Annotated in this window: 9 protein-coding genes and 1 tRNA gene; 3 read left to right on the top strand and 7 right to left on the bottom strand. The window is 41.4% G+C overall.

The features are described from left to right. Window positions 1-506 precede the first annotated feature (506 nt). Genes CJ263_RS16600 through CJ263_RS21495 form a run of 3 tightly spaced genes read left to right on the top strand, consistent with a single transcriptional unit; the run spans window position 507 to window position 12,323 of the window. Window positions 507-11,831: a LamG-like jellyroll fold domain-containing protein gene (locus CJ263_RS16600; protein ID WP_094998290.1), complete on the top strand. Its 11,325-nt coding sequence runs from the start codon at window positions 507-509 to the stop codon at window positions 11,829-11,831. Then, complete coding sequence (locus CJ263_RS16595; RefSeq protein WP_229702464.1) at window positions 11,776-12,174, top strand: type IX secretion system membrane protein PorP/SprF; 399 nt, start codon at window positions 11,776-11,778, stop codon at window positions 12,172-12,174. Before CJ263_RS16600 ends, CJ263_RS16595 begins: the two co-directional genes overlap by 56 nt. Next, window positions 12,102-12,323, top strand: a complete 222-nt coding sequence (locus tag CJ263_RS21495) for a type IX secretion system membrane protein PorP/SprF (RefSeq protein WP_373288365.1) — start codon at window positions 12,102-12,104, stop codon at window positions 12,321-12,323. Before CJ263_RS16595 ends, CJ263_RS21495 begins: the two co-directional genes overlap by 73 nt. A 20-nt stretch (window positions 12,324-12,343) precedes the next feature. On the opposite strand, the gene CJ263_RS21365 is transcribed toward CJ263_RS21495, so the two are convergent. The 7 genes from CJ263_RS21365 to CJ263_RS16565 all read right to left on the bottom strand — a co-directional run bounded on the left by CJ263_RS21365 (window position 12,344) and on the right by CJ263_RS16565 (window position 18,184). Next, window positions 12,344-12,478, bottom strand: a complete 135-nt coding sequence (locus CJ263_RS21365; protein WP_262494255.1) for a hypothetical protein — start codon at window positions 12,476-12,478, stop codon at window positions 12,344-12,346. A gap of 314 nt (window positions 12,479-12,792) precedes the next feature. Further along, the gene (locus tag CJ263_RS16585; protein ID WP_094998287.1) at window positions 12,793-13,227 is read right to left on the bottom strand and encodes a response regulator; all 435 of its coding nucleotides are present in this window, start codon (window positions 13,225-13,227) and stop codon (window positions 12,793-12,795) included. Window positions 13,228-13,232: 5 nt separating this feature from the next. Beyond that, window positions 13,233-15,422 (bottom strand): PAS domain-containing sensor histidine kinase, encoded by a 2,190-nt coding sequence (locus CJ263_RS16580; RefSeq protein ID WP_094998286.1) that lies wholly within the window; start codon window positions 15,420-15,422, stop codon window positions 13,233-13,235. Between the two features lie 473 nt (window positions 15,423-15,895). After that, the gene (locus CJ263_RS21300) at window positions 15,896-16,141 is read right to left on the bottom strand and encodes a tyrosine-type recombinase/integrase (protein ID WP_229702466.1); all 246 of its coding nucleotides are present in this window, start codon (window positions 16,139-16,141) and stop codon (window positions 15,896-15,898) included. A gap of 336 nt (window positions 16,142-16,477) precedes the next feature. After that, the gene (locus CJ263_RS21295; protein ID WP_229702465.1) at window positions 16,478-16,660 is read right to left on the bottom strand and encodes a hypothetical protein; all 183 of its coding nucleotides are present in this window, start codon (window positions 16,658-16,660) and stop codon (window positions 16,478-16,480) included. Window positions 16,661-17,029: 369 nt separating this feature from the next. Further along, window positions 17,030-17,103 (bottom strand) — tRNA-Pro (locus tag CJ263_RS16570). A gap of 166 nt (window positions 17,104-17,269) precedes the next feature. Further along, on the bottom strand, window positions 17,270-18,184 hold the full coding sequence (locus CJ263_RS16565; protein ID WP_094999281.1) for an alpha/beta hydrolase: 915 nt from the start codon (window positions 18,182-18,184) through the stop codon (window positions 17,270-17,272). Window positions 18,185-18,186: the final 2 nt, after the last annotated feature.

Here is an 18,186-nt window from a genome sequence, read left to right as displayed (position 1 = left end):
AATTCCCTTCTAGATGGGTATTACCCCACAGATTTCAAGTAGCATACGAGTTATTTTGTTATCGTATTGGAGACCGAATAAATCTTTATATGAATACAATCCAATAGTAAAGATTGTTGAATACGCCTTTCATTTTGTACTCTCTTTGTCATTGATACACATTACCAAACCTTCATAATAAACATTTCCTTTACGGCCAAGGGATACCATATACCCATTCCTTAATTTGATCGACCCATAACGAGGCAAATTCGGTGTCAGCAGAATCCTTGAACAACTATTTTTCTGAAAAGAACTCTTTTTGGCAACATGATGTGCGAAACGAAACAGCTCAACCAAAAAAAACATTTTTTTCTCAATCAAGGATGTAGTCCAGCGATAATATCCTTCGTCAATCGATGTTTTCATACACCAAAACCATACCCCACACAACATTTTGTAAGATTTACCTTATGTTTTTTATAATATTCGCCTCTCAATAAAAAAACCAGGCCTAGTTCCAGATTATGAAAATACAACCCCCATTAAATTTAAAAAATACAAAATCAATTTTATTTTTAGCAATCTTTTGGGCTCTCGGCTCCTTTGTTCTTTTTGCTCAAACAGGCCCGGGAGGTGTATCAAACAACCTTCAGGGTTGGTGGAAAGCCGATGGCCAAGTTTATTCTGATGAGGGAACTACTTTGGCCACAAATTCTGACCCAATCTACCAATGGAGTGATTTTAGTCCAAACGGAAACAATTTCATACAAGTTAATTCAGGTGAACGACCCATTTTCATTGCCGCAACATTGAACTTTAACCCTCAGGCAACATTTGATGGTTCTGAATTTATGGATGGAAGCGGCACAACGGGACTCCCAAATGGGAATAGTGCCCGTTTTATGCGGTTGGTCACGACATCAACAGCTTCTTTTACGGGAAACCACGTGCCCTTTGCACATGGAACAGGTACACAAGATCAAGCCCATGTGGTAGCAGGCTCGGTAAACAGTAATAGTCTAATTTATGGTTCATGGGAAGCTGTGAACGATATTACAAGCCCTAACTTCTGGACACTCGATCAACCTCATATTATTGGTGGTGGCTATGATGGCGTTTCCAACACTTATCTACAAGCCAATGGAACTACATTGGAAACGAGGGATGGAGCACGACCAACGTGGAACACCGTGAACAGCCTTATGCGGATTGGAGCGGACGTGGCCACCACTGCTGGTGAGTTCTGGACCGGAAACATTGCGGAAGTCTTGGTTTATGACACGTATCCTACCTTAATAGAACAACAACAGATTGATAGTTACCTAGCCCTTAAATATGGTATAAGTCTTGACCAAACCTCGGATTTGGATTATTTGGCTTCAGATGGCAGCATTATTTGGGATGCTTCTAACAATACAGGGTACAAAAATGACATTTTTGGAATTGGTCGCGATGACAATTCCAGCTTGAATCAAAAGGTGTCCAAATCAGTTAATACTGGAGCCATATTGACCATTGCGTTGGATACTAATTTTACAAAGGCTAACACAGATGCCAACCGTACTACCGAACATGACAATGACAAGCAGTTTTTAATCGTTTCCAATAATGGTGGGGCAACTACAACGCAAACTACCGAGCTGGAATCCTCCACTGGTTTTAACATCCGTCTGGCCCGTGAATGGAAGATAGATGCCACCAACTTTTCACAAAACATAAGTTTAAAATTTGAGGGCTACGATGATACATGGTCAATCGTCACCAAGGCTGACGGCGATTTCTCCTCTGAGGTATCTACCCTTGGAACGTTGAATGCCGATGGCGAATTTACCACCACAACGGCCTTAGCAGATGGATCAACCTTCACATTGGCCAAATTTCAAAAAGCACCGGGAGGAATCCCATCAGCACTAACCCTATGGTTAAAAGCAGATGAGGGGGTAACAACCGATACAGGAACCTCCATAGATCAATGGGGAGATCAGTCTGGTAAAGATTATGATTTTACGGATAGCGATGGAAATGAAGGACCGGATTTGGTTTCAGGTGTAAACGGTCAGTTTTTTAATTTTAATGATTATGTCAGTCATGCAGCCGCAGGTACCACGGCAAGGAGTCTAAAAAATAGCTCGTCATTAGGAATGGTAGGAACAGATGAAGCTACATTATTTTCTGTAATCCATAAAAATGGCATAAACCAAACCATTTTTACCGCAAAAGATACTAGCGGGAAAATAACACAATTGACCGTTAACGGAGGTTATATAGATGGTAACGATTTTGGACAATTCATCCCTGGTAGTAATGCCCCGGATAATCAAACAATAGTAGGTGGTGTTAGAGATGAAATACCTTCAGATAACCAACAGGAAGGGATTTTTAATGGTAACATTACCAACGACACCAATTCTGGAATGCAAACTTTAAATGATTTTGAAAACAACACGGCAGTAATTGGAACCAATGGTACAAAACACTATCAAGGTCTTGTAGCGGAAATCATTGTCTATCAAGAAAAGCTTTCTGATGCAGATGTACAGAAAGTAAGTTCATATTTGGCTTTGAAATATGGTGTTGCATTAGATCAAACGACTGCGACCGATTATCTTGCCTCTGATGGAACGGTATTCTGGGACGCTTCAGAAAACACCGAATATAAAAATAATATTTTCGGTATCGGTCGCGACGATGCCAGTGGATTAAACCAGAAAGTATCCAAATCAGTCAATTCAGGCAGCATACTTACCATGGCTTTGGATGCTAATTTTACAGCTTCTAACACAGATGCCAGTCGTACTACCGAACACGGCAATGACAAGCAGTTTTTGATTATTTCAAATAATGGTGGGGCTATTACAAATACATATGCCGAAATAGCTGGCACGAATTATAATAGCCATATCTCAAAGGTTTGGAAGACGAATGCAACTACCAATTTTAGCCAAAGTGTCAACCTTAAATTTAATGGCTTTGACGAAACCTGGGCCTTATTAAAAGACGACGATGGTGATTTTAGCTCGGGCGCTAGTTCACTGGGTACGCTCGACTCCAATGGCGAGATTACAGGCGTAGTTTTGGCCAATGTTCACTTCTTGACCTTGGCAAAAGTAGAAAAAGGTCCCGGAGGTATCACCTCCAACATGGCATTATGGTTGCGCGCTGATAGCGGTATTGTTTTGGATACCGGGGTTTCTATTTGGGAGGATCAATCTCTTGGTCAAAACAACCCCGTTCAAGCTATAGCAAATAGTCAACCGATAATTGGTTCAGAAACAATCAACTTTAACCCAAAGGTAAGTTTTGATGGTTCTAATGATATGATGAATTTTGACAATGACCTTGGCCTTACAGGAACCAATGCCTATACCATTTTTGGGATTATGAACATACCCAATGCCGGATCTAAAACTGCCATTCTAGCCACCGATGGTTGTGGTGATGGTTTCGCATGGTATCAAGAAAGTGTAGGTGCAGGATCGGGTTTGATTGGAATCACGCAATGCGGCACGACCGCAGCTTTTGGAAATGCTGTTATCGCCAATGAAACAACCTTAAGGACTGCAACCCGGGCAATTAATGGTGGGCACGATTTCTATAAAGAGGGCGGGAATAAGGTAACTGACATAGGATTGAACTTTGCAAGCCAAAATATGGCTTTAGGTAACACCAATGGGATTTATTCAGATATCCATCTTTCTGAGTTGATTGTTTTTAATACTGAATTAAGCGAAACGGAACGCCAAAAGGTTCATACGTATTTGTCCCTGAAATATGGTGTCACATTGGACCAAACCTCTGGTATAGATTACTTGGCTTCAGATGGCACCGTTATATGGGATGCTTCCAACAATACTGGATACAAAACGGACATTTTTGGTATTGGTCGTGATGATGCGAGTGGCTTGAACCAAAAAATATCCAAATCGGTCAATGAGGGTTCAATTCTTACCGCGGCCTTAGATGACAATTTTACTTTGGCCAACAATGATAACAGTCGTAACACATTACATGCCAACGACAAACAGTTTTTGGTTATTTCAAATAATGGTGGTGCAACTACCACACAAACTACCGAACTGCAAGCCTCCACCGGTTTTAACATCCGTCTGGGACGTGAATGGAAAATAAATGCTACCAATTTTTCACAAAACATAAGTTTGAAATTTGATGGCTATGATGAAAGCTGGTCGGTGATCGCTACCGACAACGGGGATTTCTCTTCGGGAGTAACCGTTATGGGTGCATTAAATGCCAGCGGTGTGTTAACCACTACCGCACCACTAGGTAATGGTAAAAGCTTTACTTTGGCTAGAGTTCAAGAAGCTCCTGGAGGAATCAATACTAATTTAACCTTTTGGGTAAAGGCTAACGAGGGAACCAACATCACTGGTACTGGAGTTGTGTCTACATGGGCAGATCAATCAGGTAATGGCTATGATTTAAGTGAGGCGGTTTCCAACCAAGGTCCTCAATACAACGCCAACGGTATGAACTTTAACCCAGTATCTGATTTTGTGAATGTTAGCAATGGACATATGTCAACGTCGTTGAACATCAATCCTGATGCGTTGGATCCTAAACAAATCTATATTGTATATGATTTAGATGGAAATCCTGCCCATCCGCTTATGGGTAATGATGACAGTAACTATGATACCATGATCGGTCCTGATGGTATAAATGGTAATGGAACAACTGAAACAGCACATTCCGCAGAGGCTACCTCAGATCGTCCACACATTTTGGTCGCAGATTTAAACCACAGTGTAGCAGGTGGCTCATTTGCCCGAGTAGATGGTCAGCAATTTTCTGGTTTTACTTATGATAATGCCAATGGTGGAACACCCGAAACTGCATTAGGAAAAGGATTGCTTACAGATGTTTCTACTTTTCAGGGTAATATAGCCGAAGCGATTATATATGGCGGAGGCACTTTACCAAGTGGTACAACCAGACAACAAATTGAATCCTATCTGGCTCTAAAATATGGGATCTCGCTGGACCAAACATCGCCATTGCATTACTTGGCTTCCGATGGCACTATAATTTGGGACGCTTCCAACAATTCAGGATACAAAACGGATATATTCGGAATTGGCCGTGACGATGCCAGTGCGTTGAACCAGAAAATATCACGATCAGCAAATAACGATAACAGCCCTATTTTGGCGACCACTACCGATTTTATGTCCTCAAATTTAGATGGAAGCAGAACTGGACTCAGTGATGGGAATTTTATGGTGATGGGACACAACAACGGTGCCGAAAACTCATTTACATCAAGCTTTAATGGTGGTACCAATAACCGTTCCGATCGTGTTTGGAAGGTGGATGAGACCGGTACGGTAGGAGACGTGTATTTTGCCGTTCCCTATGAGGCGGCAACCTTCCCATCCGGAGGCACACCTGCAGTTGTCATTTCAAACAACGAGAGCTTTGATGATCAGGACCAGGTGGTGCTTTTAACCTATGACCGTAGTAAAGGTGGGTATTACGCAAAAATTAATCCTGCAGATGGCGATTACCTGGCGTTGGCAATAAGTGATATTTCGGTGGCAATACCTGCCTATTACCGCACACGTTCAGATAATCAAACAGATGGAATAACCAAATATTCTTCTTATGCTGATTTTATTGCCCATACAAATGGTGTATTTACCGGATTTACTCAGACATGGAGTTTTGGAGATAGTTTCTTTGCCGATGGCGTCTATTTTTATAGGACCAATAATATAAATACTTCCGTAACCCGCTATCCAAGTCTTGCTGACCTAGCAGCGGGAACTAACGGAATAGTATATAATTTTACAAGTGGCGGAAACCCTCAGGACTGGAATGACAATGATGAATTCTTTGCATCTGGAGACCTATTTTTCAGAACGGCTTCTTCTACTGGTACACATGGTTTATCGTCGTATCCTTCGTTTGCTGATTTGCTAGCCAATACAAACGAAACTCCTATTGCCTTTTCATCAACATTTAGGTTTGAAGACCAGTTTTTTCATGACGGGCAGTATTTTCTTAGAACTAATACAAACACTACCGATGGTCAACACAAAAGCGTTACGAGATATGCTTCGTTAAATGATTTGGCTAACGATTTAGTTTTTGACACCCAACCCTTTGGCCCCTTTAGTTTAAACGACGATATTTTTGCAGTAGGTATTACGGCTGGATTTACCGTTAGCGAAACAGCTTTAACTATAGCTGAAAATGCAGGAACTGGGACATTTACGGTTGTTTTGGATGCTCAGCCAGCCAACGATGCGGTATTTGATATTGCCAGTGACGACATCGATGAGGCTACAGTTTTCCCGTCTACCTTGACATTTACCTCAGCGAACTGGAATGTTCCTCAAACTGTAACCGTGACAGGGGTGGATGACCACGCAATCCCGAATGACTCAGCAACTATAACAGTATCAGTAAATGCTGACGCTTCCGATGATACATTTGATTCTTTGGGAGACCAGACCATAGCGGTCACCTTGACCGATGTAGAGGCAATTTCGCCAGTTTTCACCAGTCCGACGGCGGCATACAATGTTTCTGTTGCCCAATATTCAGGTACTTTCTTCGATGTATCTTCAGAAGTGGGGTCACCTTATAGCATAGATTTCAGTGCCAATGGTAATAAAATGTTTGTGAGTGGGATTGACTCGAACGTGATTGCGGAGTATTCCCTCTCAACAGCCTTTGATGTATCCACAGCTACCTATAACACCTCACTTACTGGGATGAGCGATAGGACCACTGGTATAAACTTCAACAATAACGGCACCACATTATACTTTGTCGGTGCAGGTTCTTCGGCCAATGTAGTAGAATATGGTCTAAGCGATCCATACGATCTAGCTTCTGCAACACAAACCCAGACCTATGTTGCATCGCAAGCCTCCTCTTATAAGGATGTCACTTTCAATAATGACGGTACAAAGATGTATTTATTGGCCGATAACACACATGTGATCTATGAATACAGTTTAGGTGTTGCCTATGATATATCAACTTCAACTTACACCAGCAATTCCTATACCATCACAGAGCATGAGAGACCAATGGAACTGGATTTCAATTCAGATGGAACCCAACTCTTCATAGTTGCAGATTTTGGACAGATTTTGGCATATGACCTCTCTACACCATTCGATTTATCTTCAATCAGTTATAACAGCATTGCCTTCGATATTAGTTCACAGGAACCCAACGCCTATGGTATGGCATTCTCAGAGGGTGGTGAAAAGTTTTATGTAATAGGCTTTTCAAAGAATGTCTATGAATATGACATGCTTCCCGTTGTCGAATATGCAGAAAATGGAACAAATCCCGTAGTCGACATTGATGCCAATAACGGTAATGGTGGTGCAAATGACGAAGGAATCACTTATGCCTTGGCTACAGGAGGAGACAATGATCTTTTCAGTATAGACGCAGCCACAGGTGCACTTACCTTCCAAGCTTCCCCTGACTTTGAAGACCCTCAGGATGCAGACACTGACAATAATTATGAAATCACAGTCACTGCTACGGACAATGATGGAGATACAGTACAGCACATTACTATTTCTGTTACTGATGTGGATGAACCACCTGTTATCTCCAATTTCTCCCCTATCGCCGCGGGCAATGGAGAGACAGTCACCATTAATGGATCCAACTTTCTTGGAACTACCGAAGTGAATTTTGGGGATACAGCCGCCACTTCATTTACCGTAGTATCCAATACCGAAATAACCGCTGTGGTGGGCACAGGTGCATCGGGCGATATTACTGTGACCAGCCCAGGTGGCAACGATACAGAAACTGGCTTTATTTATAAAGTAGCACAATATGATTTTGAAGGCAATCCAGACGATGCCACAGAAAACAATTATGACGGCACTGAAGTCAATACAATTACTTATAATACGGGTGCTCAAGGCCAAGCAGTATGTTTTGATAATGGCCCAGGTTTTGTAAAACTTCCTGATAATCTTATCAGAAGCCTTTCGGAATTTACCATCTCCTTAAGATTTAAAACAACAGGAACCGGTAGTATTTTAGGATATCAAAATGTACAAGCCAACGTTTCCAATAACCCAAGCAATTATATTCCGATTTTGTTGATTACTTCAGATGGTAAACTGAAAGGCACCTTGTGGACTTCAACCAGCACAAGCATACAGGCCATTTCATCATCTACGGTGAATGATGGTAACTGGCACCAAGTAGATTTTACAGCTGGCACCAATTCAGTATCCATTTATTTGGATGGAAGTTTGGAAGCTAATACAACAGGTGCGGCAGTAGCTCATTTGGATATGATTTACAATCAACTAGGTTTTGCCCATACTAATCAATACAATCTCTCTGCCACAACATGGGAATATTTCAATGGTTGTATTGATGATATGGTAATTTTTGATCGAAAATTGACGGAAGCAGAAATTGAAACCGTAACAGAATTGCCAGAACCTACCGTCATCTCTTTTGACCCTGTAGAAGCTGGTCAAGAAGATACTGTGGTCATCACAGGTACCAACTTTGACGGTGCCACGCAAGTCACTTTTGGTGGAATTGATGCAGCTTCTTACACCGTGGATTCAAGCACCCAGATTACAGCTGTTTTGGGCAACACAGCAGCATCGGGTGATGTGGAAGTGGTTACGGCCGGGGGCACCGCAACTTTGAGTGGATTTACATTTACCTCAAAAACGAATATCACAACATCCGTATCATCATTGAACAGTATTATTTACTGCGGAGGAGAAACGTCCTCTGCGCTTGATTTTGATGTTTCTGCCAGTGATGCCTATCAAGATATGGTCATATCTGCACCTTCAGGTTTTGAAATATCGCTGAACGAAAATAGTGGTTTTGTTTCCAGTCTTATTCTATCACCTGTGGCTAATACAATAGTCAACACAACTATTTATGTTCGTGTAGCTGCCGGTCAGTCCGGTCGACTTTCAGGAAACGTTGCAATAGTCTCAGGAACGGTTGCAGAAAACATTTCAGTAAATGCAGAGACCAATAACTCCCTCTATTTTGATGGGATTGACGATTATGTTAATTTGACTAGTATAACCATACCCGATGGTGCAAGCGACTTTACCATTGAAGCATGGATATTGCCCGATAATTCCAATTGGGACGGGGACTATCACGCTATTATGGGTAATCAACAGGGAGCTATCGAAACTAGAAATCCCTCCTTCTATATTATCGATGGTAAAATTCATATTGACTCATATGAGGACAACACATTGACACGGTTCCCGTTTTTGGAGACGAATCCTTCGATTCTGCAGAATGTCTGGTCACATATAGCATTGGTAAAAGATGGCCTTCAGTTTATTGTTTACGTTAATGGACAAGAGGTCATCACTGCTCCGGCACCGGGTGCGATAAATATTACGGCCCCTTACCAGTTCGGTTTCATTGATAATTATTTTGCCGGAAAGATAGATGATGTTCGTTTTTGGAGCGATTCCCGTACAGCCTCGGAAATCACAAATAACATGAATACTGCTTTAATGGGCAACGAAGCTGGACTTATTGGACATTATAATTTTAATGAAGGGGTCACAGAAGGTAATAATATAGGTCTGACTACATTACCGGATAATACGGCGTCTGCGAATGACGGTACACTTAATAATTTTGCCCTTTCAGGAACCACAAGTAACTGGGTGCAGGGTTATTTTTCCCAAATCTCAGGAGAAAATACAACGGCAATAGGAGGACAAATACAGTTGACACATTTAGAAAGTGGTGGTGTTTGGTCAAGCAATAATACGAACATTGCAACCGTAAATCAATCAGGTCTTGTTACGGGAGTGGCTACTGGAACTGCGAATATCACATATCAACTTTGTGGCCAATCTACCTTTAAGACAGTGGAAGTTAAAAATTCGTCACCAACTATCACTTCCTTCACACCTACCAGTGCAGAAACGGGAGATAACGTGGTCATCACAGGCACCAATTTCAACGGCACAACACAAGTCACCTTTGGTGGCACCAATGCTGCTTCATTTACCGTGGATTCATCCACACAAATAACAGCGGTAGTGGACGAAGGTACCAGTGGAAGCATTGTCGTGACCACAACTGTCGGAACAGCAACCACCACTGGATTTACTTACCTATATCCCGATACTGATGAAGATGGGGTACGGGATGATACCGATAACTGTACCTCTATAGCCAACGCAGACCAAACGGATACCGATGCTGATGGTGATGGTAATGCTTGCGATGATGATGACGACAATGACGGAACCCCAGATGTTGACGATGCCTTTCCATTGGACGAAAACGAGGACACGGATACCGATGGGGACGGAACCGGCGACAATGCCGATACCGATGATGACGGGGATGGTACTCCCGATGCCCAGGATGCATTCCCGTTGGATGAAAACGAGGATACCGATACCGATGGGGACGGAACCGGGGACAACGCCGATACCGATGACGACAATGACGGTACCCCTGATACGGACGATGCCTTCCCGTTGGATGAAAACGAGGACACCGATACCGATGGGGACGGAACGGGCGACAACGCCGATACCGACGATGATGGGGATGGTACTCCAGACACTGATGACGCCTTTCCATTGGACGAAAACGAGGACACCGATACCGATGGGGACGGAACGGGCGACAATGCCGATACCGATGACGACAATGACGGTACCCCTGATACGGACGATGCCTTTCCGCTGGACGATAGCGAGGATACCGATACCGATGGGGACGGAACCGGAGACAATGCCGATACAGATGACGATGGGGACGGAACTCCCGATACCGAGGATGCCTTCCCATTGGATGATTCCGAGGATACCGACACCGATGGTGATGGAACCGGTAATAACGCCGATACCGATGATGATGGGGATGGAACCCCAGATGTTGATGATGCCTTCCCATTGGATGATTCCGAGGATACCGATACCGATGGCGACGGAACGGGCGACAATACTGATGATGATATTGACGGAGATGGAATTCCAAATGATGAGGATTTGTATCCAAATGGTGATGTTGAAGATGCTGACAACGATGGTGTTCCCGATTCAGAGGATGCCTTCCCCAATGACCCAAACGAAAGTGTGGACAGTGATGGAGACGGTCAAGGTGACAACTCAGACCCGGACGATGACAATGACGGCACCCCCGATACCGAAGATGCCTTTCCTCTAGACAACTCCGAAGATACTGACACCGACGGTGACGGAACCGGTGACAACAATGACAATGACATCGATGGAGATGGAATACCAAATGATGAAGATATTTATCCAAACGGTCAAATTACCGACACGGACAATGATGGCGTACCAGATTCAGAAGATGCCTTGCCGAACGACCCCAATGAAAGTGTGGACAGTGATGGCGATGGTATCGGAGACAATGCCGACCCTGACGATGACAACGACGGGGTCCCCGATACGGAGGATGCCTTCCCTTGGGACCCTACTGAGGATACCGATACGGATGGTGATGGAACGGGCGACAACGCCGATAACGATGATGACAATGATGGAATTCCCGATAGCAACGATGATTTCCCAATGGACGGTGCACCCCGCATTATTCCCGCTCAAGCTTTTACCCCTAACGGTGATGGCAACAACGATACTTGGATCGTTCCAGGCATTGGGAACTATCCCAACAATGTTGTGAGGGTGTACAATAGATCTGGCCATGAAGTCTTTGCCGTCAAGGGATACGAAAATGATTGGACGGGAAGTTATAAGGATAATCGGGAGAAGCTCCCCGCTGGGTCTTATCTCTATGTCATTGACCTTGGCGACGGAAGTGCGCCCCTACAGGGATGGATATTCATTAATTATTAAAATCAACATCAACCGAAAATATAATGCAAAAACAAATGAAACGTATCATAAACTATTGATAGCGGTTGCCCTTTTTGCTCTTTCCCTTTCGGCAAGTGCACAGCAGGACCCCAATTACACCTTTTACCGCTATAATATGAACATTTACAACCCTGCCTTTGCGGGAAGTTCCGATGCCGCAGAGTTCTACTTGAGGATTCGAAGGCAATGGGCCGGCATAGAGGGGGCGCCATACTCAATGACAGGACCTTCATCGAACGCCAGACATGGATGGCCATCAATGTCTCCTACTATATCGACTTCGACGATTACCCCAGTTTATATTTCGGGAAAGGGGAAGTGAGCGGGATTCTGGACTTTGGGCAGCGCTTTGAGCTGGGTGCAAGCTACAGGTACGACGAGAGCATCAGCGGGCTATTTCTGTTCAATGTAAGCAACGGCTTCAATTTGGGCTACGCCTACGAGACCTTAAAGAGTCAGTTTCACCAATAAATTATCAGATGAATAGTAATCTACAATTTTAATTCTTCGGAAACCTCCAAGGCAGTTTCAATATCATACGCCAATTCTTCCACAACAGAGATACCATCAAGCTTTCCTGAGGGAAATGAAAACAAGCCATTATCATTTTTTACGGCTATATACATTTGTCTATTTTGAAAAGACATCAATATGGGCTTGTCAAATTTTTCTTTTTAAAATGCAACCAATAGAACAAACACCTAAAGGAATAATTTGTAGTATCGGCCAATTGGTTGGTGGCGATATTTTTGAATACATTTTGGTATAGGACCCCAAACATATTTAGAATGGGAATATGTATTAATATACCTAAAAACTTTTCTCAATAGTTTTTGTTTCATTATATCAATCCCACTAAAAATTTAAATTGGTGACATGGGCTGAACAAGAAACATTCAAAAACCAAAAAGTCCAAATTAGATTAGTTCAAACTAAACTTTCATAACTCTCCCCTATTGATAGCAAGGTTTTTATTTCGATTATCATTTAAAATATTCTTCAAATCACTTTCGTCAATAGGTTTGAACAGGTAATTACTAACCACAGCATATTCCTTTGCCCTTTCTTGGTCTAATGGACTTATCGAAGAACTAACCACATAGATCAGGACCTTTTCTCTATTACTGTGAGGGATTTGAACAAAATCATCAAGAAAACCCCAACCATCTTTGATTGGCATGTTCAAATCCAAAAAGATAACATTGGGAAACTGCTTTTTGGCCCTTAACATATCCAACAAGGCATCTATTGCCTCTTGTCCGTTATAGAATACCATAACTTTTTTTGAAAATTCTAGTTTTTCCATCAAAACCTTCATTCCAAACTGGTGGATGGGATCATCATCCACAATAAATGCACAATTCAATTGATTCATTTAGACTACGCTTTTAATAATTTGACAATAAATCTTGTTCCAGAACCAACTTGGCTCTCCACTGTTATTTTACCTCCCATGGATTCAATTTGATACTTGGTGATAAAAAGTCCAATACCCCGTGCATCATCATTTCCATGAAAGGTTTGGTACATTCCAAAAAGTTTCTGTCCATATTTTTCCATATCTATTCCCATACCATTGTCTTGGACGGATAACATAACATATTTGCCTTCTAAGGTGGCTTGGATAGTAAGTATGGCTTTCCTTTTAAGATCACGATATTTTATGGCATTGGTGACCAAATTCAATATAACACTTTCTAGATAGGCCAAGACTCCTTTGATGGTCAGTTTATTGGGGATATTTATGTTTATTAATACATCATTCTCATTTATCAAAGCTATGATATCGTCCAAAATCTTGTCAACGGTTTTCCTCAGTGGAACCGTACTCAGTTTTTTCTCTGTTTCAAGTTTTACCTGGACCACTTCGTTAAGGTGTGTAATGGTTTCGTTGAGCCCGTTTGAAGCCTTAATCAACATACTTAAGGTATTTTTGCGCTCCTCCTGTCCTAAATCATCATCCAAAAGAAACCCAGTCATCATCGTAAGGTTTGCAGCATGTGAACGAAGGTTGTGGGAAACGATATGTGCAAAATTCAAGAGACTATTGTTTTGGTTTGTGGTTAATTGAAGTATGTTTTTTAATTTCTCCTCGGCTTCGATACGCGATGATATATCCACTATCTGTGATATAAAATGTGAGATTTCTCCATTTAACTTTTTAACCGATGTTACTGTCAGAAGTACGTAAACCAACTGACCCACTTTATTAAAATACCTTTTCTCAATCTGGAATGTGCTTCGTTTTCCTTTAATGATTTCACCTAGAAGGGATAAGTCTATTTCTAAGTCATCTGGATGCGTTATATCCTGAAAAGTCAACTTCAGTAATTCTTCATTTTTGTAACCTAAGCTGTTGCAAAGACTTTGATTGACACTGATGAATTTACCGTCCAAGGCAACAAGGGCCATGCCTATGGAAGAGTTCTCGAATGCTCCTTGAAGGGATTCTTCGATTTTTTCGAGTTGTAATTGCGTAGTCTTTAGTTGGGATATGTCCTGGTTGATGCCAATCATTTTTAATGCACTTCCATCAATATCCCTAATAACCGTGGCCTCAGCTTTTATACACCGTATTTCTCCATTTGGCAATTTAACCCTAAAATTTGTATTGAAATCTTTTTTACCATCAATGGCCTCTTGAACTTCTTTTGAAGATTTTTCAAGGTCCCCGGGAAGGACACAGGCTTCCCAAGCCTCATAGACCCCTTTAAAGTCCGTTTCCTTTATTCCGTACAAATCATACATGTTGGAATCCCATAAAAGTTCATTGTTCGGCAAATCAAGTTCCCAAATTCCAATTCCGGCCTTGTTAGTTGCCAAAATCAAACGGTCACTTACGCTCCTATAATGGATTTCAGCTTTCTTCCTTATATCAATATCCTGAAAAGTACCTGTTATTCTAACGCATTTGCCATCGAGCATTTCAGGCTCTCCAATCGCCCTTACCCAAACTTCCCTACCCGTGGCTGTTACGATTTGAAGTTCCACATCCCATGGTTTACCATTTTCAATCCCTTCCTGGACAAGTACGCTCATGGTCTCTCTGCTAATTCCTTCCTTGTAGAAAGAAATTGCATTTTCTAGATTGGGCTCATAGTCATCGTTGACTTCATGAATTTCCTTAGTTATTTTTGACCAAAAAATAGTGTTATCTATAAGATCCACCTCCCAACCTCCTATTCTTGCAACCTGTTGAGATTTGACAAAAAGTGCTTCTTCAAACTTTTTATCGGTAACGTTCTCTAATACCAATATTAATTCGTCTACTGTACCTTTATCGGATTTTAAAGTTTCTATCTTCCATTCGTACCAAATTGCATCGCCATTCTCTAAAATCACCCTTTTAATATCTGACCTGTTCTCGACTCCCTCCAAGCAATACTTTATGTCCGACAATAATTCCTCAGGTAATTCGTCCATACATTCAAAAAGGGTCTTACCTATAATGGTTTCGGATTGGTTAAAATGGCTCAACCACTTTTCAGAGAAGTCAACAAAAACATAATTAGCGTTCAATACTGCTAATGGAACGGGAATTTTTCTAAGCCGGTTTTGTTTAACGGTCATTGAAATCTTTGTGTTTGCAGAATAAATTCAAGTAAAATGGAAAACAAAAATTGTTATAAATACCTACAATATCGAGAAAAAAAACTGTAACTATATTATTTTTTTACTCACTTAGAAAAAAAACCAAATAAATTTTTGATTGCAACCTAATTACGAGAATTATCTTTGGGGCAGAATGATTGTTTTTATTAATCTTTTTTAATCGAATTTGGGTCAAATTCCCTTTATTTTTTTAGAGAACAAATTATAACACACTTAACCCTTATATACTTGTAAAAAATTCTATCTAGATCAATGAATTAGTTTGGTTGTAGTTTAGTGGTCCCGTTCCATTCGTACAATGCTTCTAAACATTTCTTTTCGATTAAAAACTTTAACCATATTCTTAGGAGTCAAGAAAATAAAACACCACGAAATTGTGTGGTCATCTAGTTTTTCCATTTAGCATAGTCATTACATAATCAAAATAAAATTCATCGGTCCCTTATCAACTTTTTATTTTTTTGTTGTCCCGTTTGGTCTATGAGATTCTTTATGTTCTCCACCATCTTGTGCTCCAGTAAACTCGCATAGATTTGGGCAGTGGACAGTTGGGTATGAACCAACAACTTTGAAACTGTTTCTATCGGGACTCCATTGGATAAGGTTACCGTTGTTGCAAAAGTGTGCCTTGCCGTGTGGAACGTGACCCTTTTACGGACGCCACAGGCTTTACTAATCTCCCTCAGATAGAAATTGACTTTCTAGTTACTGAAAACGGGTAAAAGGACATTTTTTATTGTCCTTTCCGAAGATTCCTCATATTTTCTTGATAATATCCCTTGCTTTAGGCAGCAATGGTATTTTTAGCCGTTCATCGGTCTTCGTCCTTTTGGTGAACTACCAATCATTCCCATCAATATCTTTAATAACATTGTCTGGAGATAGTGCTTTTACGTCAATGTATGACAGGCTCCTATAACAAGAGAAGAGGCTTATTCATCTTTCGGTAATATGGTAGTTCTTTCTGGTTCCCGGGCGTAATGAAGTGTACATGGTCCCGTTGTGGTAGGCAATCAATTGCTTAAATGTCTTGCCTCTCTCGTCCCCCCAAACAACCTTGCTTTTATTGCCACCTTCTTTTCCGCCATCAATAGTCTATGGGATTCAAGTAGACCTGTATAGATTTGGTCCAGGTACTTGTTAAGGGAGATGACATAATTGGAAAGTCCTTTCTCCTTTTGCGGCTGTTGTCCCATAAATTGGACTTGATTTCCCGGTTTATGCAAAATCGGTGCGCTCACCATCGATGGTAATCCTGCAATAGACAATCCGGTTCTCGGATTGCACCTTGTGCTTTCTTATAAAGAAATTGATTGTTAAACAATTGTTTTTCTGCATGTTATAACCTTTTAGAGTATTAATACTGTGAAAGTCAAAACGCAAGAAAACTGGTTCTAAAAGTCATTTAAAGTTAGAACAAGAACTGTAAGTGTTTGCTCCCGATGGGAACACGCTTATTATGATTTTAAATGGTTTTAAATGAATTCAAACGATATGCCCAAAAACACAAAACACTGAAAAATCATAAGATTAACAGTGTTTTGTTTTTACTTGAAAAGGTTAAGTCGGGATGACAGGATTTGAACCTGCGACCACTCGACCCCCAGCCGAGTGCGCTACCGGACTGCGCTACATCCCGAAATAGAATTTAAAAAACCAAATATAGGTTTGCTTTGTAGTTTTTCGACTAGAAACAACCACACCGTAGTGCAGTTTATCCTGAGCGTAGTCGAAGGGCTACATCCCGAATTCGGATGGCAAAAATAAAAAAGTAAAATAGATTACTCCCTATCTTTTTATAAAATTTACTTGCGAAGGCTTTCTATCCATTCAAACATTCTTTCCGTCCAGCCGCGCAAGTGTTCATCATTTCTGGCCAAGGAGAAACCATGTCCTCCTTTGGGATAGATATGCATGGTAGCAGAGACACCGTTGTCCATTAAGGCTTGAAAGAACAGTAAGCTGTTTTCTACCGGTACCGCCCCATCATCCGTAGCATGCATTAAAAATGTGGGAGGTGTGTTCGCAGTTACCTGTTTTTCATTTGAAAAGTGTTCGAGCATAGCTTCTGAAGGACTTTCTCCAATCAAGTTTTTCCTAGACCCTCCATGCGTATTAATCCCAAAAGTAATCACCGGATACCCCAACGCCATAAAATCTGGACGCGCACTTTCATTATCTCCATCGTCTACTTCAGCATATACCCTCTCATCAAAATGGGTTCCCAAAGTAGAAGCCAAATGTCCGCCTGCAGAGAATCCGATAATTCCAATTTTATCCGGTTTTATGTTCCAACCTTCGGCGTTTGCGCGAACAAGTCGTATGGCTCTCTGGGCATCTATTAGGGGAACATTTTGTTTATCTGTCTGAGAAACATCAGATGGAAGTCTATATTTAACAACGATTCCGGCAATTCCCTTACTATTCAAGAACTTGGCAATATCCGTCCCTTCCCAGTCATAGGCCAAAATACCATAGCCTCCTCCAGGGAAAATTAACATGGCTTCTCCAGTTGCATTTCTTTGCGCTGGCAAATACACTTCAATGGTTGGCTTTTGTACCTTACTGATTCTTAATATACCCTCAATTTCATGGATTTCCTTTTCATCAGTTTTTAGCTGATTCGGAATTTTTCCATCGGGCCACAAGGGCATTATAGTGTCTTGTGATTGTACTGTTATGGTCATTAACAGCAAAGTGCCAATAAGTATACTTTTCATGT

It is taken from the genome of Maribacter cobaltidurans, from assembly GCF_002269385.1.
GTDB classification, from domain to species: domain Bacteria; phylum Bacteroidota; class Bacteroidia; order Flavobacteriales; family Flavobacteriaceae; genus Maribacter; species Maribacter cobaltidurans.
Note: the sequence above shows the minus strand (reverse complement) of the source record. Positions and strands in the feature narration are given on the sequence as shown.